General features: G+C 39.5%; 18 protein-coding genes. 9 read left to right on the top strand and 9 right to left on the bottom strand.

Annotation, left to right across the window (positions count from 1 at the left end):
• Positions 1-7: 7 nt before the first annotated feature.
• The 3 genes from I4641_RS05185 to I4641_RS05175 all read right to left on the bottom strand — a co-directional run bounded on the left by I4641_RS05185 (position 8) and on the right by I4641_RS05175 (position 3,566).
• Positions 8-697, bottom strand: a complete 690-nt coding sequence (locus I4641_RS05185) for a J domain-containing protein (protein ID WP_229639408.1) — start codon at positions 695-697, stop codon at positions 8-10.
• A 103-nt stretch (positions 698-800) separates the two neighbouring features.
• On the bottom strand, positions 801-1,754 hold the full coding sequence (cysK, locus tag I4641_RS05180; RefSeq protein ID WP_229639407.1) for a cysteine synthase A: 954 nt from the start codon (positions 1,752-1,754) through the stop codon (positions 801-803).
• 438 nt (positions 1,755-2,192) lie between these two features.
• Positions 2,193-3,566: a cobyrinic acid a,c-diamide synthase CobB gene (locus tag I4641_RS05175; protein WP_229639406.1), complete on the bottom strand. Its 1,374-nt coding sequence runs from the start codon at positions 3,564-3,566 to the stop codon at positions 2,193-2,195.
• 146 nt (positions 3,567-3,712) lie between these two features.
• Between I4641_RS05175 and I4641_RS05170 the strand changes: the two genes are divergently transcribed.
• The 5 genes from I4641_RS05170 (at position 3,713) to I4641_RS05150 (ending at position 11,499) form a co-directional block, all read left to right on the top strand.
• Positions 3,713-4,921, top strand: a complete 1,209-nt coding sequence (locus I4641_RS05170; RefSeq protein ID WP_229639405.1) for a response regulator — start codon at positions 3,713-3,715, stop codon at positions 4,919-4,921.
• 92 nt (positions 4,922-5,013) lie between these two features.
• Entirely contained in the window at positions 5,014-5,379 is a 366-nt protein-coding gene (locus I4641_RS05165; RefSeq protein ID WP_229639404.1) for a response regulator, read from the top strand.
• 25 nt (positions 5,380-5,404) lie between these two features.
• Positions 5,405-5,881 carry a chemotaxis protein CheW gene (locus tag I4641_RS05160; RefSeq protein ID WP_229639403.1) on the top strand — a complete coding sequence of 159 codons (477 nt, stop codon included), beginning with the start codon at positions 5,405-5,407 and terminating at the stop codon, positions 5,879-5,881.
• A 39-nt stretch (positions 5,882-5,920) separates the two neighbouring features.
• Entirely contained in the window at positions 5,921-8,311 is a 2,391-nt protein-coding gene (locus I4641_RS05155; RefSeq protein WP_229639402.1) for a methyl-accepting chemotaxis protein, read from the top strand.
• A 65-nt stretch (positions 8,312-8,376) separates the two neighbouring features.
• Positions 8,377-11,499, top strand: coding sequence for a response regulator (locus I4641_RS05150; RefSeq protein WP_229639401.1), 3,123 nt, complete (start codon positions 8,377-8,379; stop codon positions 11,497-11,499).
• Here the strand turns inward: I4641_RS05150 and I4641_RS05145 are convergent, their stop codons facing one another.
• Both I4641_RS05145 and I4641_RS05140 read right to left on the bottom strand, forming a co-directional pair.
• Positions 11,500-12,282: a cobalt-precorrin-6A reductase gene (locus I4641_RS05145; protein WP_229639400.1), complete on the bottom strand. Its 783-nt coding sequence runs from the start codon at positions 12,280-12,282 to the stop codon at positions 11,500-11,502. It abuts the gene before it with no gap.
• Between the two features lie 11 nt (positions 12,283-12,293).
• Positions 12,294-12,488 (bottom strand): hypothetical protein, encoded by a 195-nt coding sequence (locus I4641_RS05140; RefSeq protein WP_229639399.1) that lies wholly within the window; start codon positions 12,486-12,488, stop codon positions 12,294-12,296.
• A 233-nt stretch (positions 12,489-12,721) separates the two neighbouring features.
• On the opposite strand from I4641_RS05140, the gene I4641_RS05135 reads away from it, so the two are divergent.
• The 4 genes from I4641_RS05135 (at position 12,722) to I4641_RS05120 (ending at position 18,020) form a co-directional block, all read left to right on the top strand.
• Positions 12,722-15,235 carry a sugar phosphate nucleotidyltransferase gene (locus tag I4641_RS05135; RefSeq protein ID WP_369426726.1) on the top strand — a complete coding sequence of 838 codons (2,514 nt, stop codon included), beginning with the start codon at positions 12,722-12,724 and terminating at the stop codon, positions 15,233-15,235.
• Positions 15,236-15,350: 115 nt separating this feature from the next.
• Positions 15,351-15,854 carry a single-stranded DNA-binding protein gene (locus I4641_RS05130; RefSeq protein WP_229639397.1) on the top strand — a complete coding sequence of 168 codons (504 nt, stop codon included), beginning with the start codon at positions 15,351-15,353 and terminating at the stop codon, positions 15,852-15,854.
• A gap of 98 nt (positions 15,855-15,952) precedes the next feature.
• A complete protein-coding gene (gene dxr, locus I4641_RS05125; RefSeq protein WP_229639396.1) occupies positions 15,953-17,116 on the top strand; it encodes a 1-deoxy-D-xylulose-5-phosphate reductoisomerase in 1,164 nt (387 codons plus the stop codon).
• Positions 17,117-17,201: 85 nt separating this feature from the next.
• Positions 17,202-18,020, top strand: coding sequence for a tetratricopeptide repeat protein (locus I4641_RS05120; protein ID WP_229639395.1), 819 nt, complete (start codon positions 17,202-17,204; stop codon positions 18,018-18,020).
• 22 nt (positions 18,021-18,042) lie between these two features.
• On the opposite strand, the gene I4641_RS05115 is transcribed toward I4641_RS05120, so the two are convergent.
• The 4 genes from I4641_RS05115 to I4641_RS05100 are packed head-to-tail and all read right to left on the bottom strand — an operon-like array spanning position 18,043 to position 23,056.
• Positions 18,043-18,615, bottom strand: a complete 573-nt coding sequence (locus I4641_RS05115) for a hypothetical protein (RefSeq protein ID WP_229639394.1) — start codon at positions 18,613-18,615, stop codon at positions 18,043-18,045.
• A 17-nt stretch (positions 18,616-18,632) separates the two neighbouring features.
• Positions 18,633-19,847: a type II secretion system F family protein gene (locus I4641_RS05110; protein ID WP_229639393.1), complete on the bottom strand. Its 1,215-nt coding sequence runs from the start codon at positions 19,845-19,847 to the stop codon at positions 18,633-18,635.
• A gap of 55 nt (positions 19,848-19,902) precedes the next feature.
• Positions 19,903-21,012 carry a type IV pilus twitching motility protein PilT gene (locus I4641_RS05105; RefSeq protein WP_229639392.1) on the bottom strand — a complete coding sequence of 370 codons (1,110 nt, stop codon included), beginning with the start codon at positions 21,010-21,012 and terminating at the stop codon, positions 19,903-19,905.
• A 37-nt stretch (positions 21,013-21,049) separates the two neighbouring features.
• Positions 21,050-23,056 (bottom strand): GspE/PulE family protein, encoded by a 2,007-nt coding sequence (locus I4641_RS05100; protein ID WP_229639391.1) that lies wholly within the window; start codon positions 23,054-23,056, stop codon positions 21,050-21,052.
• Positions 23,057-23,254: the final 198 nt, after the last annotated feature.

The following is a 23,254-nucleotide window of genomic DNA, read 5'->3' as shown; positions in this document are numbered from 1 at the left end:
TCCAGCTTTAAAGAACAGAATGCACTCTTTCTTGAGCTTGAAGGTGTAGTTTACCCGCGATTCTAAATATTTCTTGTCCTGTATGTAAATATTGGTCGTTGTAGTTCATCGTAAACCACTGTAATTCCTTGATACCATCTCCTATGTGGTTCAAACAGTAGTAAAGATTGGCTGCAACCCCCGCTAGTTGGGGAGGATTGGGTTTAGATGCTAGTTTTTGCTGCGCCTGTTGCCAATAGTCATTGCAAGTATCGAGATAAGTAGCAAAACTTTCCATCAAGTCATCATCAAAAGGATCGGCAGACAGTTCCTCTATTTCCATTTCTAGAGGCTGAAGAATTTTTTCTACCAAAAAACAAATGGGATGATAAATCTCTCTCAGCCATTGCTGATAAGTAATTTCAGGATTAGCATTAGCTTTTCTTTGTTGATATTGCTTCTGGGCTGCTGCATTTCTGGTTTGTCGGCTGACAAAAAAATCATTAGTTTGACCGAGTTGTTGTTGTCGATCATACAACCGCCGACTTTTACTATTGCCGATGATTTCATAAGCAGCATTAAGAGCAATAATGCGATCGCAATTTTTAGTTTCTCTTTGGCTGTCAGGATGAAATTGCTTTGCCAAACGTCGATAAGCCTGTTTTATTTCCTGTTGAGTGGCTTGGGAATTTACCTGGAGAGTTTGATAGTGATTCACTGCTCTTTATCAGTCTTGAATGAGTTTTGCTAAATAATATAACCCTAGAATTAAGTAGAGTGAGAAAAATATAGCTAACAGCCACGGGCTATTAGCTATTTGCCTAATTAAATACGGGCTGTTCCATATCTGCAAACAACGGCGTGCTGAGATATCGTTCGCCAAAGCTAGGCTGAATCATCACAATCAGCTTGTCTTCGTTTTCGGGTTTTTTAGCGATCTTGATGGCTGCTGCGAGGGCTGCACCTGTAGAAATCCCCGATAAAAGTCCTTCTTCCCGAGCTAAACGACGACCAAAATGAATCGCTTCCTCATCAGTAACAGTGACAATCTCATCAATCAAATCAACTTTCAATACTTGGGGTACAAACCCCGCGCCGATGCCTTGAATTTTGTGAGAGCCTGGATTTCCCCCCGATAAAACTGGGCTTCCTGTAGGTTCGACTGCGATCGCTTTTATCTTAGGATTATACCGCTTTAAAACTTCTGCCGTTCCTGTAATTGTCCCTCCCGTACCGACTCCTGCGACGATAATGTCAATTTTTCCTTCTGTATCTGCCCAGATTTCTTCTGCGGTGGTGCTTTTATGAATTTCAGGGTTGGCGGGGTTGTTAAACTGCTGCAACATATAAGCGTCGGGGGTACTTTCGCTAATTTCTTGTGCCTTTCTAATACAGCCTCCCATGCCTTCGCTACCAGGAGTTAATTCTAGCTGCGCCCCATAGGCTTTCAACATTGCCCGTCTTTCCTTACTCATACTTTCAGGCATAGTTAAAATCAGCTTATAACCCTTGGCTGCTGCTGCCATTGCCAAAGCAATACCCGTATTACCCGATGTTGGTTCGACTAAAATAGTCTTACCAGGAGTAATAATTCCCTCTGCTTCAGCAGCCTCGATCATATTGACCCCAATACGATCTTTTACCGATGCTGCGGGGTTCATTCCTTCGAGCTTGACGATTATCTTGGCTACGCAGCCTTCTGCTTGGGGGATACGATTAAGTTGAACTAAAGGTGTTTTACCAACTAATTCTGTGACGTTTTTTGCAATTTTCATGAAACGAGATCTAATATAAATCTATATCTTTATATTTTGCTTGTTTAATAACTAATAAGATCCCTTGGTAACTAAATATTTAATATTTCTCAGGGTTATTTTGTTTATCTGAAAATCTTAAATTTCAGCAAAATAGCCAAAAACTATCCGCCCCCACAAGCTTATAACGGCGAACAACAAATTGCTCTGGCTATATACTCGCGAGGGCGGTCTAGAGGGTCTCTTAGTCGAAACCTAACTGCTGGAAGGATCTCCAACAATGTCTACCTAGTTGCTTCCTAAGAAGTGTTAGATGTGACTGTTTAGAGAACAGCCCCAGCGCGCAGCTGGCTATCATCAACTAGAAGACCCATGTTACTAATATGTTCTGTCATGGGCATCACCTCCTGCATTCCTAATAATGATTAATTGATAACTATGTATCTGAGATCAATATAACTAAGTTTGATAATTCTGGCAATTATTCAAAAATCGTTGGGCTAGATGTTGCGCTTCTCCCCAATGGAGATGGAGATAAGAAGCGTGGACTCGATTGATTTGCCAGCCTTCTGTCAGTTGAGGGCTTGATTTATGAAAGCTCTGTAATTGCCACTGTGGTTTGACGGGTAAAGTTTTAAGTTGAGAGCGATGAAATTCATGTCCTGTGATTGTTTGACCTGGACTGATTAAAGGACTATCTTGCAGAGCGATCGCCTTGCGATAACCCAAAGTTAATTTGGCTTCCATCACCACCGTAGTTGGTATTATTCCCACCATCGATCGCCTTCGTCTTGCTAAATCGATTAGCTGTTGGCAGAGATACATCAAGCCACCGCATTCTGCGTAGGTAGGAATACCACCAAGAATGATTGTTCTGAGTTGTTGTAAGACGTTTTTATTTTCAGCTAACTGTGAGGCAAAGACTTCAGGAAAACCACCGCCAAAGTATAGTCCTTGAATACCATCGGGAATATTTTCATCGTTCATCGGACTCCAATTGATTAATTCTGCCCCTAACTGAGTCAGAATATCCAAATTATCTTGATAGTAGAAGTTGAAAGCTGCATCTTTTGCTACGGCAATTTTGACTTTAGGGAATAGAGTACGGGGAGTGGGGAGTAGGGAATTTGAGATAGAAGGCGTGCTAATTAAGGGAAAGATTTTATCCCAATTAAATGATGTCTGCGCCAAGTCTGCCAACTGAGAGAAAATATGTTTGATATTAGGAAGTTCCCCAGAAGGAATTAGACCTAGATGGCGATCTGGTATAGTAACTTGGGCATTGCGTCGCAACACTCCCAAAATAGGCATCTCAATTGTATCTAATGCCGTAGATAACAATTCCAAGTGGCGATCACTGGCAACTTTGTTCAGAATTACCCCTGCAATTTTCACCTTAGGATCGAGACTGGCGTAACCATAGGCGATGGCAGCAATAGAAGTAGACATACGAGAACAGTCCAAAACCAACACCACAGGTAAGTTGAGTATTCTCGCAATATGTGCTGTACTGCCATAGTCATTTAAAGTTTTCGTGGGTTCTAGATTGCTAATGCCATCGAATAAGCCCATCACTCCTTCAATTACTACCCATTCAGCATTATATGCGTGACGTTGAAAACAATTTTGAATATATTGGGGGGAAGTAAGTACGGGATCTAGATTCCTACAGGGGACTCTCGTCACCAATGAGTGAAACATGGGATCGATATAGTCTGGTCCAACTTTAAATGATTGCACTCTTTTTCCCCGATTCGCCAGAAAAGTCAAAATAGCTAAGGTAATAGTTGTTTTGCCTACTCCAGAGCGATCGCCAGCAATGATTAAAGCCATATCATCTGTCTGTGGTTATAAATCTTTCTTATTAGAATATGAATTCTAAGCTAATTTCTGGGAACTATAACAAAAGAACTATTGCACCTCTATTAATTATTTTTCTATTTTTTAATTACGATCGCTAATATTTTTCTAGCAATATCATGAACAACAGTTTACAGAATCCTTTAAAAGTCCTTCATACAAAATCTAAAGAGTGTTGGTCTGGTTGTTTGGAAATATTAGAACCCAAAGATCCTTCTGTTAGTTGGCAAGTATATTTATTTCAAGGCAAAATACAGTATATCAGTATTACAGCAGGTCAACAAACTCGATTAAATTATCTCTGGCAGCAGTTCAGATTAGGTTCAAAGTGTCCCGATCTCGAAGATTTCCACCAAAAAACTTCTGAATACACACAATTATGTAAATGGTTATTTGATAAAAAACTAGAGAATGACCAAATTAAAAAGTTATTGTTTATGTTTGTTCGGGAAGGATTAATTAACGTTTTAAGTATCAAGGAAACTTCAATTGAATTGAAGCCAGGTAAAAGAATTACAAAAGCACTTATTAGCTTTGAGTTGACCAAGCTAATTGCTAATGAGCCAATAAAAGCACAAGTAAAGGCTTGGCAGGAAGTAAGAAAATACTATTTTTCTACTGCCAGTCGTTTATATATCGAACAAAAAAATGCTCTAAAATTCTACAAAATCTGGAAAGATTTATACACTAAGCCAGAATTAAAGAAATTAGCAAGCTCTCAAAAACTTTCTAGCTTCGTTAGTTTATTTGTCGCCAAAAGTAATCTATATGAAATAGCAACTAAAGCTAAAGTTGATACTTATTTTTTAGTAAATTATCTTCAAAAACCCATAGAAGAAAATATTCTCGAACAATTACCATTTGGAGAAGTAATTGTTGCAGATGAACCAAGAGAAAATAATGATAATTCTCACGTTAATACTGGTGACAATAGAGATCGCCAATCATCGAATGTAATTGTCTGTATTGATGACAGTAAAACAGTACAAAAACAAGTAAAAATGACCTTAGAAGCTGCTGGCTACCAAGTGTTTGGCATACTCGATCCAACTATGGCTCTCAAAGATTTATCTGAACATCAACCATTAATGATTTTTATGGATATCAATATGCCAGATATCAATGGTTATGACTTGTGCGCTCTTTTAAGAAAATCCCAAAAATTCAAAGAAATACCGATTGTCATGCTAACTGGTAGAGATGGAATGATAGATCGAGTCAGGGCTAAAATAGCAGGGGCAAATGATTATTTAACCAAGCCTTGCGATCCTAACAAATTAATTGCCATGGCAAAAATTTTAGAACATTCCATGGTAACTGCTCCATAAATTGATTGATGATAGTTTAACCTATTGTTTGGGAATTATATCAATAATCAAACAGTAATTAATTAAAGAGTAATTGACAGTAACTAATTATTATGAAAACCATCTTGATTGTTGAAGATACTCACGCAGAAAGACAAATGAGTTCTGCCCTGTTGTCTCATGCAGGTTTTAAAGTAGCTGTAGCAGAAAGCGCAGAATCTGCCTGGGAGTGGCTTAATAGTAACCCCAGTCCCAATTTAATTTTGCTAGATATTGTGATGCCAGGAGAAAGTGGTTTAGATCTCTGTCGCAAAATTCGAGAAAACTCTCAATGGAAAAATTTACCAATTTTATTTTGTAGTTCCAAAGCAGAAGAATTCGATCGCTTTTGGGCGATGCGTCAAGGAGGTAATGAATATATTACCAAGCCTTATGTACCTCAAAACTTAGTTGATAAAGTAATTCAATTTGCTAATTGAACTGAAGTTATTAAATTAATTAGTAATGAATCAAGAATATTTTAGTGTTGCATTATCTCCAGAAGAAAGCTTGGCAATACCATTGCCAAATATGGGAAAAGTGGTGCAAATAGAAACGATAGATATTTGTGCAGTTCCAGGAATAGCTGATTTTTGGTACGGGGTAGTCAATTTTAAAGGTTCTCTATTATGGGTTCTAGATAGCGATCGCTATTTCAATTTGAACAATAAAAAAGAGCCTCTTTTAAAAAAGCTGACGGCAGTAATTATCAAACAAAGTTACTCTGAAAATTCCCGAAAAATAGCTTTGGTAACGCCACAATTGTCAGGAATTATATCCTTGAAATCAGAGCAGTTAAAACCATTACCTGATAACTTTGAACTTGCTTTAAAAGACTGTTGTTCGGCTTATATTAATCTCGAAACTAAACGTACTTTTATTTTAAACCCGATCAATTTATTGCAGAAATTACACCAGCAATCGAGTTTGGCATCTGCTTAGACTTTAATTCTACTTATTTTAATTGTTAGGAAAAATCTTATGTCCGATCTGTTTGAATTAGAAAACAACAATACCGACGAACTTGTAGGTAAAATTGTTCAAGCCAGCTCTTTAGAAAGTAAAGGAGAAATAGCTCAGGCGATCGCTCTTTATCAAGAAATTGCCCAACAAGATCCTAGTGGTAATTATGGCGATGTAGCCAGAGAAGCTTTAAATAATTTACAGGATGGTAGTACCAGCGAAAATCGGGATATTATTTCACCAGTAGAAGCAAAAGTATCTTATGGTCTTTGGGATAGATTTAATCTTCGATCCAGAACTACTCTGATTTTAATTGGCATTAGTGCTTTTTCTACCATTGCAGTTAGTTCTATTGCCTATAAATTTGCCAATGGTTCGATGACAGAACAAATTACTCTTGCCGAGCAAAAAGCTGCGGTGCAAGTGGCGGATAAAGTTGCATTTTATATGAGGGAGCGTTTTGGAGATATTCAGATTATGTCCAATCTGACCATTTTAACCAACCCCGAATTGAGATCTCGAACTAATTTTAAAGACAAGCAGGCTGCCTTAGATTCATTTATCAAAGCCTATACAATTTATGATAGTCTTGCTTTTTTCGACCTAAATGGTGATGTTATCTCTCAATCTACAGGTACACCATTAAAAAATCATAGTAGTCGTAGTTATTTCCAAGCAGCAATCAAAGAGAATAAACCAGTATTAAGCCAGCCAATTTTATCGAAAAGTTCGGGCATTATGGCAGTGTATTTAGCTGCACCAGTTAAAGATAGCACTACAGGAAAAAATATTGGTGTAATCAGAGCAAGGATGCCAGTAAGCTACCTCAGAGATGTTATTCTCTCAGAAAATCGAGAAAATAATTATCTTTTAGACGACCAAGGACAAATTTTTGCTGCGTCTAACCAACAAGAGTTTGAGAGAATTCAAAATTTGCCAGAGAAAACCCAACCAGCCAGCAGTCTATTTAGTTTCTTTGATCGCTTGCAGCAATCTAGTACCAACCAAACCATTGTGAGCGATCGAGAATTGGTTTCTTATATTCCCTTTAGCGAATTTGAAGATGAATTTCGCTCCCAATTGCCAGATTTGGGTTGGAGTACGATGACAACTATTGATAAAGAGATTGCCTTTACTGCCCAAAGACAGTTATTACTCTCCTTTGCCATAGGTACAATCTTAATCACTGCTGTAGTAGCGGCGATCGCTTCGATAGTTGGTTTAAAAGCTACTCAGCCACTTTTACAAGCAGCACAAGCCGTCAAAAAACTGGGACAAGGTAACTTTGATGTTCGAGTACCCGTATCGGGAAGGGATGAGTTAGCCGATTTAGGAAATAACATCAACAAAATGGCGGGACAGATCCAAGATCTACTTCATACTCAAGAAGCAGAAGCCAAAAGTCAACGTCAAGAAAAAGAAAAACTGCAACACGGTGTAATGGGTCTGCTTTTGGACGTAGAAGGTGCAAAACAAGGCGACTTAACCGTTAGAGCAAACATAACTGACGGTGTGGTAGGGTCGATTGCCGATGCTTTTAATTCGACTCTTAAAAAATTACAGATATTATTACAGGAAGTACAACAAGTATCTAGCGAAGTCGGGGAACTATCTCAAGCAGGGGAAGGATCGGTAAGACAATTATCAAAATCTGCTTTAATCCAAGCAGCAGAAATAGATAAAGCGTTAATTAGTATTGACGAAATTAATGAATCAGTCAAAAGTATTGCTGATTATGCTCAAGAAGCAGCCAAAATTGCTCGGGATGGTTCGATTCAAGCCAAAGAAGGGGATTTAGCTATGGATGCCACAGTAGACAGCATCGAGAAAATTCGCACTACCGTGGCTAACACCTCCAAAAAAGTAAAACAGTTAGCAGAATCGTCTCAAGAAATTGCTCAAATTGTCGCAATTATCTCAGGAATCTCAGAGAAAACCAACCTTCTTGCATTCAATGCTTCTGTAGAGGCAGCAAGGGCGGGAGAACATGGAGAAGGATTTAGAATCGTAGCCGAAGAAGTACGACGTTTGGCAGATCGGATTACCGAAGCAACAAAAGATATTCAACAGTTGGTAACAGCAATCCAGCAGGACACCACTTTAGTATTACAAGGTATGGAAAGCAGTACCTCAGAAGTTGTCAACGGTAGCGAATTAGTTCGCATGACCAAACTTAATCTACAAAGCTTGGCGCAAACTAGTCAGCAAATAGATCGCTATCTCAAATCAATTTCTACTAACACTGCCAAACAAACAGACGATTCCAAACAAGTTAATGAAAAAATTAATAGTATCGCTTTGGTAGCCAAAAATACCTCTGACGAAGCAGAAAACGTAGTGCAATCTTTGCAGACTTTGGTGCAAGAAGCCCAAACCCTTCAAGCATCTGTATCCCAATTCAAGTTATAGAAGAGAATCTTCACCCCGTCACCCTGTCACCCCGTCAATCTCGACAAGTAAATTAACTATCCAACATGAGTTCTCAGTTAGATCCTGCAATTCTCGCTGCCATTACCGCCGAAGCGCGTCAGTGTTTCTTAGATGAAGATGCCCCAGAATATCTTCAGATGTTAGAAGAAGGTATATTGGATCGTGCCAATCTCGATTTTACAGCTTTATTACGTGCTGCCCACTCTCTCAAGGGTGGTGCTGGTTTGGCATCATTAACTAGTTTGCAACATCTGGCACACAAGCTAGAAGATGTCATGCTAGGAATTCAAGGGGGACAAATTGAAGAACTAGAATTAGCTTGGGCATTAGTAGAAAAGGGCATTGATGAAGTAGGTTACATTTTAAGCCAAGCCCGTAGCGTAGATAATGCGATCGCCAATCCCGAATTGATTGTTGCCTTAGAGTCTTTAGTTGAATCGAATTCAAATAATCCTCAAAATAATTCTACTAGAGGCGACGATGGAGATAGTAGCCAAAATGCTCTACTGCACAATACCTTGACAGTGGATTTGGAAGATAGCTTCATTGTGATTGAAGAATTGCAATTAGATACTTCTGAGGAGATACTCCAGCCAATCTTGACGGGTTTTGTCGAAGAATGTTTATTTCTGGCAGAAACCTTAGATTTGTCTTGGTTGGGAGAAGCAATTATTCCGATCTCTGAAACTTTAACAGAGTCAGATCTAGTGGAAGCTTTGTTAGTGACTCAAGAAGTTATCGCTAATTTACGGACGGAAATTACCAATTACTTAAGTAATCTTGCTGCTAATCAAAAGTCAGAGACAATATCAACAGCAGATCGGGATAATTATGAATTAGTTATTCATGGTTTAAACCACGATCTAGAAGAAGTTTTGCAGGCGATCGCCGATCTGGCGATGGATACTCCCGAAGAAGTTATTAACCAAGCCTTGGCAGGTTTTAGCGATCAATGTAATTTTATCGCCGAGACATTAGAATTACCTTGGTTAATCGAAGCAGTCAAACCAATTGAAACTTTAATGGTGGAAGCCGATCCTTTGGAGGCTTTATTAACCGTACAAGAATTAGTCGGAGTAATTCGCCAACAACGAGATCTCTATTTAGATAATCTTTTAAGTATGGAGGAAGAAGTTGCGATCGCAACTTCTTCCTCCATAGAGCCATCTTTATACGAAGATGAAGACGACGAAATAAATGATGAAGGTGGATTTTTTGATTTTGGCGAAGACGAGAATGAATCCCAACTCAGTACGGTAATATTTGCCCCGTCTCAGGTATCTACAGAAAAAATAGTAGCTGAAATAGCTCAAGAATCTCAGAAAGTTACTGTCAACCAAGTAAAAATTCCTCTAGATCGACTGCAAGACATGACCAACAATGTAGAGGAATTGATTTTGACTTACTCTCGTTTTGGTCGTCAACAAGAACTTCTCAATCAAGCAAATCGTCGCTTGCGATCGCTAACTCGTCAGTTTGAACCTATTCGAGAACAAATCCAAAATTTATACGATCAACTAGCAATTAGCTCGGTTAATCTATCTCAACCAGCAAACCAAGGAGATAAAAATGATCCAGAAGATAACAATAATTTTGATTCCCTAGAAATGGATCGCTATACAGATCTCCATGTTAGTCTCCAGTCGTTTCAAGAATTGATGTTACAAATTCAAGAAACTCGAACCGATATTGATTTTGTAGATCGAGAATTAGGGGAAGACATCGAACAAACTCAGAAAAATTTAAACACATTATATTCTGAGGTGACAGATTCTAGAGTCGTTCCTTTTGATTTGTTAGCCAAGCGATTTATTCCCCAAATAAAGGGTTTAAGCCAAAGATTTGATAAGCCAGTCGATCTCAAAATTGAAGGTAAAAACACTCTGGTAGACCAAATACTTTTAGAACAGCTACAAACACCCCTAACTCATTTACTTAATAATGCTTTCGACCACGGTATCGAATCGAAATACGAACGTTTTGCTCATGGCAAACCAGAAACAGCAACCATTTGTCTGACTTCTAAATTAGAAAAAAACAATCTCGTGATAACTATTCAAGATGATGGGGGCGGAATTAATGTTGAAAAAGTTTATCAGCGGGCAGTACAAAGGGGAATCTGTCCTCCTCAAAAATCTATTAAAGATTTTCAACCAGGAGAAATTCTCAACTGGATTTTTGAGCCAGATTTTTCGACCGCAGCTAAAGTCAGCGATATTTCTGGTCGGGGTATGGGATTAGATATTGTTCTTAATTTGATTCGCCAACTTAAGGGTCAAATCCAAGTACAAACAGATCTTGGTGTTGGTACTACTTTTACGATTATTTTGCCTGTTAATCTTAGTTTGCAATTACTATTATTAGTTCAATTGCAAAATCGTTTAGTAGCTATCCCCCACACCAGTATTAGAGAAATACTACCTTATAGAGATTTATCTTTTACGAACAACCAGAAAAAGTACATCAATTGGCAAGGAAAAACTATTGCTTTAGCTGTTGCATCTAATTTATTCCCCTGTCCCAGAAAACCTTTGAATTTTAGCCAAGGTAAGGTTGGTATCGTTTTAGAAACAGCCTTTGATCCCCTAGTAATTTTAGTCGATTTAATCCTCAGAGAAGAAAAACTAATTATCAAACCTTTTGACGAAACTCTTCCCGTACCCCCCTCTCTAGCAGGTTGTACGGTTTTGGGTACGGGAGAAGTAATTCCCGTACTTTTTCCTCAAGGTTTGCCACAAAAAAGTATACTATCAGCCTCTAATAAAGATAGCACTACTACTATAGCCAATGTGACTTCTACCATTTTGATAGCAGAAGATTCTGTAGCTACTAGAAAAATGCTCGACAAAATATTAACGGCTGTTGGCTATCAAGTTCTTGTTTGTCGCGATGGGCAAGAAGCTTTAGAACAAATAGATCGCCACAAAGGCAGAATTGATTTGATTGTTTCTGATATAGAAATGCCTAGGTTGAATGGTTTTGAACTTTTAGCAAAGATTAGACAAAAACCTGCCTTCAAAAATACTCCCATAATTATGGCAACATCTCGTACTGGCGATCGCCATAAAGAAGAAGCCAAACGACTCGGTGCCACAGACTATCTAGGCAAACCCGTTCAACCCCAACAGTTAATTGATACTGTTTCTGCATTGTTGAATAAAAAATAATCACAAAATTAAAGCTCGAAACTTAACAAAGTCTAGTATCCCCGACAAATTTGTAGTTTTTTGGGGATAGGTTATTTGGGGACGGGCGATGATAATCAAAGGAATATTTAAGTCTAGGGCGACTTGACGTTTGATATCTTCTCCTCCTGCTTTTCCCGATGCTTTGGTAATTACTAGGGATATATTCCATTGTTGCCACAAAGCCTTTTCCAAATCAGGGGTAAGTGGCGGACGGATGGCGATGGTGCGATCGCTTTTAAATCCTGCACTCTGGGCTATGGTGATAGATTCTATTTTGGGCAATACTCTGGCGTATAAAGTAGCACGATCTTGCCAAGATTGAAATTGCGGTAAAGTTTTGCAACCGATGGTGAGTAATACTGTTTCTTCTTGGAGATAATTACCCGCCAAAAGAGTCTCAAAACTATCGAGTTCCGTAATTAAAGAGTTGGCTATAGTTGAATTATTTCCTTGATAGTTGCTTCTTTCGTAGCGTAGATAAGCAATATTTAGCTTCGTTGTAATAGCGATCGCTTGTTGGGAAACCTCTACTGCATAAGGATGAGAAGCATCTATTACCGCCGTAAATTTTTCTTGCTGACAAAATGACTGCATCCTGGCTAAATTCATGCAGCCTGTAACTATTTGAAGACCGCGATCGTATAAAGAACGAGCAGAGGGGGTGGTAACGCTTATGACTAGGGGTATATTATTGCCAGCCAGAATCTTGGCGATCGCAACACTGTCACTCGTTCCTCCAATCAACCAAACCTTACTTCTCATTCAACAATTATTCATCTTCCTTTCAAAGCTTTTTGGAAGTTGCGACGATAAGATTTATTAGAAACCAAAAGTACTGGCCACAATAAAGCTAGAGTAATACGCCCTGGCAAACCAGAATTAAAATTAGTACGGCGATAACCAGATAAAAATTTCCAAATTCCACCAACATAAACCGCAAACAAAATCCAACCGATTAAGTATGACATAGGAATTAAGTTACAAGTTTCCAATAAAAAATCGACAATGATTATATTTTAACAATTGACAAATTTTCTTTCTTTTAATTTTAATAATCAAGCCAGACAATCTTCACTGTTCTACAATACTCAATAAATCCACGCACAAAGAATAATTTGTTACGTTGTGTCATTAATCAAATAGTTATCAAGACAAGAAAACATTCAAAAAACAATATTAACCGATAATTAAGGAGGTTATGATGCGAGCTGTACTAATGGCAGGTGGTTCGGGGACAAGATTGCGTCCTTTAACCTGCGATCTTCCCAAACCGATGGTTCCAGTGCTGAATCGTCCCATAGCCGAACATATAATTAATTTATTGAAGCGTAATAATATTACCGAAGTTATTGCCACTCTTTATTATCTCCCAGATGTCATGCGAGATTACTTTCAAGATGGTAGTGATTTTGGGGTGCAAATGACCTATGCCGTTGAAGAAGAACAACCTTTAGGAACTGCTGGCTGTGTCAAAAATATTCAACAGTGGTTGGATGAAACTTTTATCACCATTAGCGGGGATGCAATTACCGATTTCGATCTGCAAGCAGCGATCGCTTTTCATCGAGCCAAAAAATCAAAAGCGACCCTTATTTTGACTCGGGTGCCTAATCCTGTAGAGTTTGGCGTAGTGATTGCCGATGAAGATGGTCGAATCAAACGTTTTTTAGAAAAACCTTCCCTCAGCGAAATATTCTCCGACACAGTCAACACTGGAACATATATTCTCGAACCAGAAGTCTTAAAATATTTACCAGAAAATCAAGAGTCAGATTTTTCTAAGGATTTATTTCCTCTTCTCTTAGAAAAGGGCGAACCCATGTATGGTTACATTGCGGAAGGTTATTGGTGTGATGTCGGTCATCTAGAAGCCTATCGCGAGGCACAATATGATGGGTTAGATAAAAAAGTCAAACTAGATTTTTCTTATGAAGAACGTTCCGCAGGAATTTGGATTGGGAACAATACCTATATCGACCCTAGCGTTTCAATTGAAGCACCAGTTCTAATTGGCGACAACTGTCGTATTGGGGCAAGAGTACGCATCGAAGCAGGGACTGTAATTGGCGATAACGTCACTATCGGAGCCGATGCCGACCTGAAACGACCAATTATCTGGAATGGTGCAACAGTGGGGGATGAGGCTCATTTACGGGCTTGTACGATCTCTCGTGGCACGAGAATGGATCGGCGATCGCAAGCTTTAGAAGGTTCGGTAGTAGGAGCTTTATCTATTGTGGGAGAAGAAGCCCAAATTGCCCCTGGAGTTAGAGTATGGCCGAGTAAAAGAATTGAATCTGGAGCAATTCTTAATATCAACTTGATTTGGGGCAATACGGCTCAACGCAATCTTTTTGGGCAGAGGGGAGTTTCGGGATTAGCCAACATCGATCTTACTCCTGAATTCGTAGTTAAGTTGGGTGCATCTTATGGTTCGACTTTAAAACTTGGTTCGACTGTATTAGTATCTCGCGATCAGCGCAGTGTTTCGCGGATGATTGGCAGAGCAATGATTGCAGGTCTTATGTCAGCAGGAGTAAATGTCCAGAATTTAGAGGCTACAGCTATTCCTATTGCTCGAACTATGATGAATAATTCCATTGATGTATCTGGGGGAATTCATATACGTTTAGAACCCAACCGACCCGATTATCTATTAATTGAGTTTTTTGATCGCCAAGGAATTAGTATTTCCAAGTCTAAAGAAAAGAAAATTGAAGGAGCTTATTTTAAAGAAGATTTGCGTCGAGTTGCTATTCAAGAAATTGGCACGGTTAGTTATCCCAGCGGGATTATGGAAATTTATAGCCGTACTTTTGAAAAATATCTCAATATTGCAGCAGTACGTAATAGTTCCTCCAAAATTGTTATTGATTATGTATATGGAGTATCGGGAGCGATTTTGCCTCAGCTTTTGGCTAAATTTGGCTGTGACGCAGTGGTGTTAAATGCCAGTCTGAGAGAAACCGCTATTTCTGCCGCAGAAAAGGAAATGCTACTAGATCAATTAGGTCATGTGGTAGAAGCGTTGCAAGCCAATTTTGGCGTCCAGGTTTCAGCCAATGGAGAGCAGTTTATCTTAGTCGATGAAGCTGGTTTACCGATTCGCGGAGAGGCTTTAACTGCTTTGATGGTCAATACTATTTTTACCGCCAATCCTCGCAGTACAGTAGTCGTACCAGTGAATGCTTCTAGTGCGGTGGAAGAAATAGCTCGCCGTCATGATGGCAATGTGATTCGTACCAAAGTAAACCCCACGGCATTGATGGAAACTTCTCAAGACAATCTTAATGTAGTGTTGGGGGGCAACAGCGACATGGGATTTATCTTCCCCCATCTCCATCCTGGTTTTGATGCCATGTTTAGCATCGCCAAGTTGATCGAAATGTTAACTATCCAAGAGCGATCTCTGGCTGATATTCGCAACGATCTGCCTCATGTCTGTCATAAATTTTGTTCTATACGCTGTCCCTGGAAAGTAAAAGGCTCTTTGATGCGTCATTTGGTGGAAACTCATCCCACAGAGAATTTGGAGCTAATTGACGGGGTTAAAATTATTAATCCGCAAAATGACAATTGGATTTTGATCTTGCCCGATGCAGGAGAACCTTTGGTACATATTTACGCCAACAGTGGCGATCGCCATTGGGTTGAGGAGCAGCTTGCCCAATATCGTCAGCGAGTCCAAAATTTTATCGATCGCGAGCAGAATTAAGCGACCGCCAGCTTAAGATAGCTTTAAAATTACAGAGAACAAAACTCTCTATAATGAATAGTACAATTGTTCAATAAGTTTTTAACAGTTCAGATCTATAAGGAGTAGTAAACCCATGAATAGCTGTATTTTGATGGCACAGGTCATCAGCAATCCTGAATTACGTTCTACTCAAGATAATACTAGTGTTTCTTCGATGATGGTTGAATTTCCTTCTGGTAGAGAAGGAGAAGACCCAGGAAAAGTGCAAGTAGAAGGATGGGGTAATTTGGCAGAGGACATGAAAAATTCTTACCACGTTGGCGATCGAGTAATTATTGAAGGGCGGTTATCAATGAATTTGTTTGAAATGCCCGAAGGTTATAAGGAAAAGCGGGCAAAATTGGTTGCTTCTCGTATTTATCCTATGGATAGCTCCGATAATCACAATAATTCAGCTTCTGTGACTAATAATCAAACCTATCGAGCACCTAGTGAACCTTCTTCTAATGTGGTAGACTTTGCTTCAACTTATCAAGCACAAGCCGCGCCTGTTTCTGCCAACACTACTACCACCACTCCCGAACCAACTGCACCAGCAAGCGACAATAACGAAGATTGGGATCAAATTCCTTTTTAAAAACTTTACAGGAAAATCTCAAAACAAAAAAACCTTAACTAGACCCCACCTGAGAACATATAGTTAGATCGGACATCGATCGCTATATTAAAAACATCATGAAAGCAATTACTATTTTGGGGTCTACTGGTTCGATTGGCACGCAAACCCTCGACATTGTTACTCATAATCCAGATAAATTTCGCGTGGTGGGGTTGGCAGCAGGGAGTAATATAAACTTGCTAGCAGAGCAAATACGTACTTTTAAACCCGAAATAGTTGCCTTAGGCAATGAAAAAAAGTTAGCTGAATTAAAAGATACTATTGCTTCTATTCCCAATCCACCCGAAATATTAATCGGACAAGAAGGCATCTGTGAAGTAGCTCGTTATGGCGATGCAGAAAGCGTTGTCACGGGGATTGTGGGTTGTGCTGGCTTGTTGCCTACTATTGCAGCTATTGAAGCAGGAAAAGATATTGCCCTAGCCAATAAAGAAACATTAATTGCTGGCGCACCGGTAGTATTGCCCTTAGTCAAAAAACATCAGGTTAAACTACTCCCCGCAGATTCCGAACATTCGGCAATTTTTCAGTGTCTGCAAGGATTACCCCCAGGAGGATTGAGAAAAATTATTCTGACTGCTTCAGGTGGTTCGTTTCGCGATTTGCCCGTGGAAAAATTAGGTTCGGTGACGGTTAAAGATGCTCTCAAACATCCTAATTGGTCGATGGGACAAAAAATAACTATTGATTCGGCTACTTTAATGAACAAAGGTTTGGAGGTAATCGAAGCTCATTATTTATTTGATCTAGACTACGATCGCATTGAGATTGTGATTCATCCCCAAAGTATTATTCATTCATTAATTGAGGTACAAGATACATCTGTCTTGGCACAATTAGGTTGGCCTGATATGCGTTTACCATTACTTTATGCCTTATCTTGGCCAGAAAGGATCTACACTGATTGGGAACAGTTAGATCTAGTCAAAGCAGGAGATTTAACTTTTCGCGAGCCAGACCATCAAAAATATCCCTGTATGCAACTAGCTTATGCTGCGGGAAGGGCAGGAGGATTGATGCCAGCAGTTTTAAATGCAGCCAACGAACAAGCGGTGGCATTATTTTTAGCTGAAAAAATTGGCTTTTTGGATATTCCTCGATTAATTGAAACTGTATGCGATCGCTTTTCGAGTCAAAACAAAACCAATCCCAGCCTGGATGATATTTTAGCCGCAGATAGTTGGGCAAGACAAGCCATTATTGATGCGGATGCAAATTAAAATTAAAAGCGATCGAATATTTGTCCGTATCTTTGAACCAAAATTACTATATCTTAGGTATAAAGTCCTAAAATAATTCAAGTATATGAATCGGTGGTTAATAAGTCTATTTTTAATCCTTTCTTGTTGGATATTTCCTGGTAGCGTTAAATTTACTGAAGCTTCACCAGTTGAAGTCACCGAACTAAGTTCTCAACAAATTGCTCAAGGGGAAAAAATCGCCAAAAAAGCTGTTCGTGCTGCTGAAAAAGGAAATTTTGCCATAGCGGAAATTTATTGGACAGAGTTAGTTGAAAAATTCCCCGATAATCCTGCTGTTTGGAGTAATCGAGGTAATGTCCGCATTGGTCAATATAAACTTACCGAAGCGATCGCCGATTTTGATCGCTCGATTGAAATTGCTCCCTTATATCCCGATGCCTATCTTAATCGAGGTATTGCTTATGAAGGAAAAAAACAGTGGGATCAAGCGATCGCCGATTACAATCGAGTCTTAAAAATTACACCTCAAGATCCAGTAGCTTTAAATAACCGAGGTAACGCTAAAGCTGGTCAAGAAAATTGGCAGGATGCTCTAACAGACTATCAGCAAGCTGCCGATCTTGCTCCTACCTTTCCCTTGGCAAGAGGCAATGCTTCTCTAGTTATGTATCAAATGGGCGATCTATCTGAGGCGATTCGCAATATGCGAAATTTGGTGCGTAAATATCCCATGTATTCTGACATGCGAGCAGCATTAGCAGCAGCTTTATGGGTAGAAGGACAACAAGGAGAAGCGGAAAGCAATTGGGTTGCAGCAGTTGGCTTAGATAGTCGCTATCAAGATTTAGATTGGATTGCCAATATTCGTCGTTGGCCTCCTAAAATGGTTGATGCCCTGGAAAAATTTTTGAATCTCACATGAGCGAAACTTAAAGATTAATTGATCAATCCAAGATTGTCTCGTTTATTTCGGTTTCTGGTAAAGAAAATTGAGCTTGAACGACAAAAGGAAAACCAGCCCCAGATAAACCTTGTTTAATACGATCGCTCGTCCCTGCAAAAATTACAAACAAAGGGCTAATCTCCTCGGCTGCTTCGCTAAATATATGCTGCTGCTTGGGAGGCATTAACCATTCATAATCTCGATCTAAATAAACTTGAGTTTGACGCCAGCGATTGATCAGATCAGAAAAGTCTTCTTCAGGACGATGGATAAAAACAATAATTTCGACACCCATTTTAACCTGCCATTCGGGATCGCACATCAAAATCCCCAGATCGCAAGGTAAGGAAGTAGCAATGCGGGTGGTTTTAGTTTGTAAAGGATTGTTCGAGTCCAGATCGGGGCGGCGAATACGAACTACAGGAAGAGGAATAGTAATTAAACTTTGTTCGACATCTCCACTATCAGGCAAAGCTTCAAGATAGGCAGGATATTGCTTTAATAAAGCGATCGCTCCCCTAGAAGTACTATATTCTGCTAGGGAGGATTCATAGTCAGATTGTTTGATAGACACGCGATCGCTCCTGGAAATTAGGCTAATTGATCGAAGATCGAGAACATAGGCAAATACATCGAAAGTAGAATTGTACCTACCATAAACGCAATACCCACCATCATAATCGGCTCTAGCATACTAGTCAGAGCTTTAACAGCTTGTTGCACCTCATCTTCATAGAAATCGGCAACTTTTTCCATCATGCCGTCTAATTCTCCAGTTTCTTCACCAATACTAATCATTTGAATTGCTAGGGGAGGAAACACATTTTCTTTCTGAATTGCCAGGGAAATCATTCCTCCTTGTTGAATATCTGCTTTGGCATTCATTACAGCATTAACAATTACTTGGTTGCCAATGGTATTACACACAATATCAAAACACTGCAATACAGGAACCCCAGAACGGGTGAGAGTACCAAATACCCGACAAAAACGAGCTACAGCAATCTTTTCATTCAAGTCACCAAATAAAGGCATTTTCAACATAAAGCCATCAATTTGCAAGCGACCCCAGGGGGTTTTATAGTAAGTACGGAGTAAGAAGCTGATTACGGTAAACCCGACAATTGGGATTAAAACTTTCCAACTGCGAAGAATATCACTAATAGTTAACATTGTTCTCGTCAGCAGGGGTAATTCTGCACCTAAAGATTCAAAAATCCCACCAAATACTGGAATCAAAAAAATAGTCATTCCCAAAAAAGCCAGTAAGGCGAAAATCCCTACTGTGACAGGATAAGCCATTGCAGACTTGATTTCATTTTGTAATGCTGCCATGTCTTCTAACAGTGTCGAAAGACGCATCAATACTTCATCTAGAACCCCCCCAGCCTCTCCAGCTTCAACCATGTAGACATATAGATCGTTGAAACATTCAGGATGTTTACTCATCGCGTCAGATAGACTCGTACCCTGTTGTACCTCGGCACTAATAGCTAAAAGAGCCCTTTTTAATTTAGCATTGGGAGCTTGGTCTGCCAAAATCCCTAAAGCACGGATAATAGCCACCCCCGCATTGACCATTACCGAAAACTGACGAGAGAAAACTGCTTTATCTTTGACTGTTACTTTAGCTAAGGCTAATTCTAAGGCTGAAAGATCGATTTCAAAACCAGATTTATCGATTTTACCCACAGCTACGTAACGATTTTTTAGTACGAGACGAGCTTGTTCTGCTGAAGCTGCTTCGATTTTCTCTTTAAAAACTTTACCTGAATGATCTTTTACTTTTGCTACAAATATAGACATAAATAAACCACTAATTAAGTTGCGATCGACAAATAGTTGAATGAATATTGACTAGTTAACGACCTTTGGCATTTTTAGCCATACCCATCCCCCCTGCTGCACCAGCAAGGCGTTGTAGTTCGTCAGGTCGAGAACTTTTGCCAATTCCTTCTTCCATACTGATAATGCCCTTTTTAACCATGTCGGCTAAAGCTTGTTCCATAGTCTGCATATCCATTTTTGCCCCTGTTTGGATAGCTGAATACATTTGTGCTGCTTTCCCTTCTCGAATCAAGTTAGCGATCGCAGGAGTAACAATCATAATTTCCTGTGCCATAATTCGTCCGAATTCTCCTGGTTTGGGATTTTTCTTTTTGGCGAGGGTTTGGCTAAAGACAGCAATTAGAGAGTTAGATAACATCGCCCTAATTTGTGCCTGTTGACCTGCGGGGAAAACATCAATTATTCTATCTACTGTTCCCGAAGCGGAGTTTGTGTGCAACGTACCAAAGACTAAGTGACCTGTTTCTGCTGCGGATATAGCCAGACCAATGGTTTCCAAATCCCGCATCTCTCCTACGAGAATGATGTCTGGATCTTCCCGTAAAGCAGCTTTAAGAGCATTAGAAAAACTTTTCGTATCTTCTCCTTTTTGTCGTTGATGAAAGAGACTTTTAATATTGTCAAAAACATATTCAATTGGATCTTCTACGGTGAGGATATGCTCTCCTCTAGTACGATTAATTAAATCCAGCATTGCAGCCAGAGTAGTGGTTTTACCAGAACCTGTAGGTCCTGTTACCAAAACCAAACCTCTTGGTCTTTCTGTAATTCTTCTGACAACTTCAGGCAAACCTAACTGATCGAAGTTAGGAATTTTAGAAGACAATGCCCGCAAACAAGCAGCATAACAACCCCGTTCTTTATAAACATTGACTCTGAAGCGAGCTAAACCTTTGACTCCATAAGCACAGTCTAATTCCCAATGTTGCTCTAGTTCCTTTCTTTGGGTGTTGTTAAGCATGCTAAAAATTAATCTTTGGCACTCTTGGGGAGTTAGTTCTTCGCCAATAGGAGTCAATTTACCGCTGATGCGAAAATACACGGGCGCGCTAGCTTGGACGTGCATATCCGAGCCACCCATTTCGACCAACTGTTCCATCAAATCTTCGATCATTAAATCCATAATTCTGTCCTCTTAAAACTTTTTTAATATTATTTTTCTAACTAAAACGGGGAGTCATACAGTAAGGACAATCCAACCATTCGGGTTGTAATTCTGCACTACAAGTCTTACAAGTCAAACCACTTTTACGTTTGGCTTTTAATTCTGCTTCTAAGCCAGAGTCGGTGAAGGTTACTCGTTCGACTTCTTCTAAGGTGGTATGTCCTTCTTTTACGAGGTTTAAGCTATATGCCAGGATAGTAATCATTCCTTCTTCTACAGCAGTTTCTTTAATGCGATCAGTATTTGCACCCTCATTGACCAAAGATTGTAGCTTTTCTGAGTTGCGCATTACTTCATAGACACCAACCCGCCCTTTATAGCCCACTCCACCACATTTACGACAAAGACTATTACTAGCTTTTGCTTGGGCAATTTCTTCAACGTTTAAAGTATTAGATTTGTAGAAAGTAACTTCTTCTTCGGCATTAGCAGATAAACCAAATCGAGATAGTTCCGCGTGGGTAGGATTATAAGCAATACGACATTCACTACATACCCGACGCATTAACCTTTGAGCCAACACCCCCACCAAAGCACCAGAAATCATAAAGGGTTCTACCCCCATCTCATCCAAACGAGCGATCGCCCCAGCAGCATCATTTGTGTGCAAGGTAGTTAATACCAAGTGACCAGTTAATGCAGCCTCAATCGCAGTTTTAGCAGTTTCCGAGTCTCTAGTCTCACCTACTAGAATCACATCGGGATCTTGTCTGAGAAAGGCCCGTAGAATAGAGGCGAAGTTCATTCCTTTTTCACGAATTACCTGTACTTGGGTAATTCCATCCAAAGAATATTCGATAGGGTCTTCTGCGGTACTAATATTAATATCGGGACTGTTTCTTTCTGCTAGTACTGAATAAAGACTAGTGGATTTTCCCGAACCAGTAGGACCTGTGACTAAGATCAAGCCAAAGGGACGTTTTGCCATATCCCTAACGATTTCTAAAGTCTCAGGATGGGAAATCAGTTTATCTAGACCTAACTGAGTAGCCGAGTTATCCAAAATTCGCAGTACAACCTTTTCTCCGTAGCGACTGGGTAAAGTATTAACCCGAAAATCAACTTTTCTACCCTGGAACATCCGACGAATCTTACCATCTTGGGGCAAGCGTTTTTCGGCGATGTCTAATTCAGCCATGATTTTAAAACGAGCTATTACCGCAGGAATAATCTTCTTGGGCATTTGATCGAAGGGCTGCATCAAAACGCCGTCTTTGCGGTAGCGAATTTTTAATCCTTCTTCTTGAGGTTCGACATGAATATCAGACACGCCATCTTGTAATGCCTTCGCCAAAATTTTGTTGACCAAAGTGATTATCGGTGCTGCTTGAGCTTCATTAGCAGCACCAAGATCGTCAGCAACCTCCTCATCTGTTTCTTCTAAATTAAAATCAAAACTATCTAAATCTAAAGAAACATCTACATTAACTTCTTGTTTTTTAGCTGTTTCTTTTTTAACTTGCTCGTCTAAAAATCCATCGATTAGTTGTTGATAATCTTCTTGAGTAATTACCTGTCGTTTGAGTTTAATTCCCTTGGGTCTTAAAATACGATTGAGATCGTCTTGGGCTTCGAGGTTTTCGGGATCTACCATCGCCACCAACAAAGCTGGGTTTTCTCCCTCTTCTTTATGTAGGGGAATTAGTCGATAACGACGACAGATATCAAGAGGAATTAAAGAATTAATCAATTCCTCCATTTGATTGTCAGCAAACTTATCTGTTTCGATTTCTGGATCTATAGATTCGACCCCATAAAGAATTTTGAGTTCAAATAAATGATGTTTCTTATATTGACGTATTAAATCTGGCGGTAACTGTTTGCCCGTGGTCGATTCCAAAATATCCACCAAAGAGCGACCAGATTTACGGCTTTCTGCCAAAGCCTTTTGCATTTTATCGCCATCAATAAACCCTTTTTGCACCAATTGGTTGCCAAAGGGGGATAAGTTGCTTCGTAAAGCGATCGCCCGAGTTTTTTTAGAAGAGGAAGAATAAGCCATAAAATGTAAAAATATCTCAGTCTCGTTCTTTAGTGTTCCCTAAAGTTTTCTCAAAATTTCAAATCATCCAAACAAAAGATGATTTTAGAGATCGACCTTTAGAGTTTTATCTTGTGGTGCAAACAGTTTTGAGTTCCCAAAACGATTTTTTACTAAAATCTCAACGAAAGCTGTTAGTTAAGATAGATAATGCAATAT

Source organism: Waterburya agarophytonicola KI4 (assembly GCF_020640915.1).
GTDB classification, from domain to species: Bacteria; Cyanobacteriota; Cyanobacteriia; order Cyanobacteriales; family Xenococcaceae; genus Waterburya; species Waterburya agarophytonicola.
The sequence above is the reverse complement of the archived record's forward strand: the minus strand, read 5'-3'. Positions and strand labels throughout refer to the sequence as shown.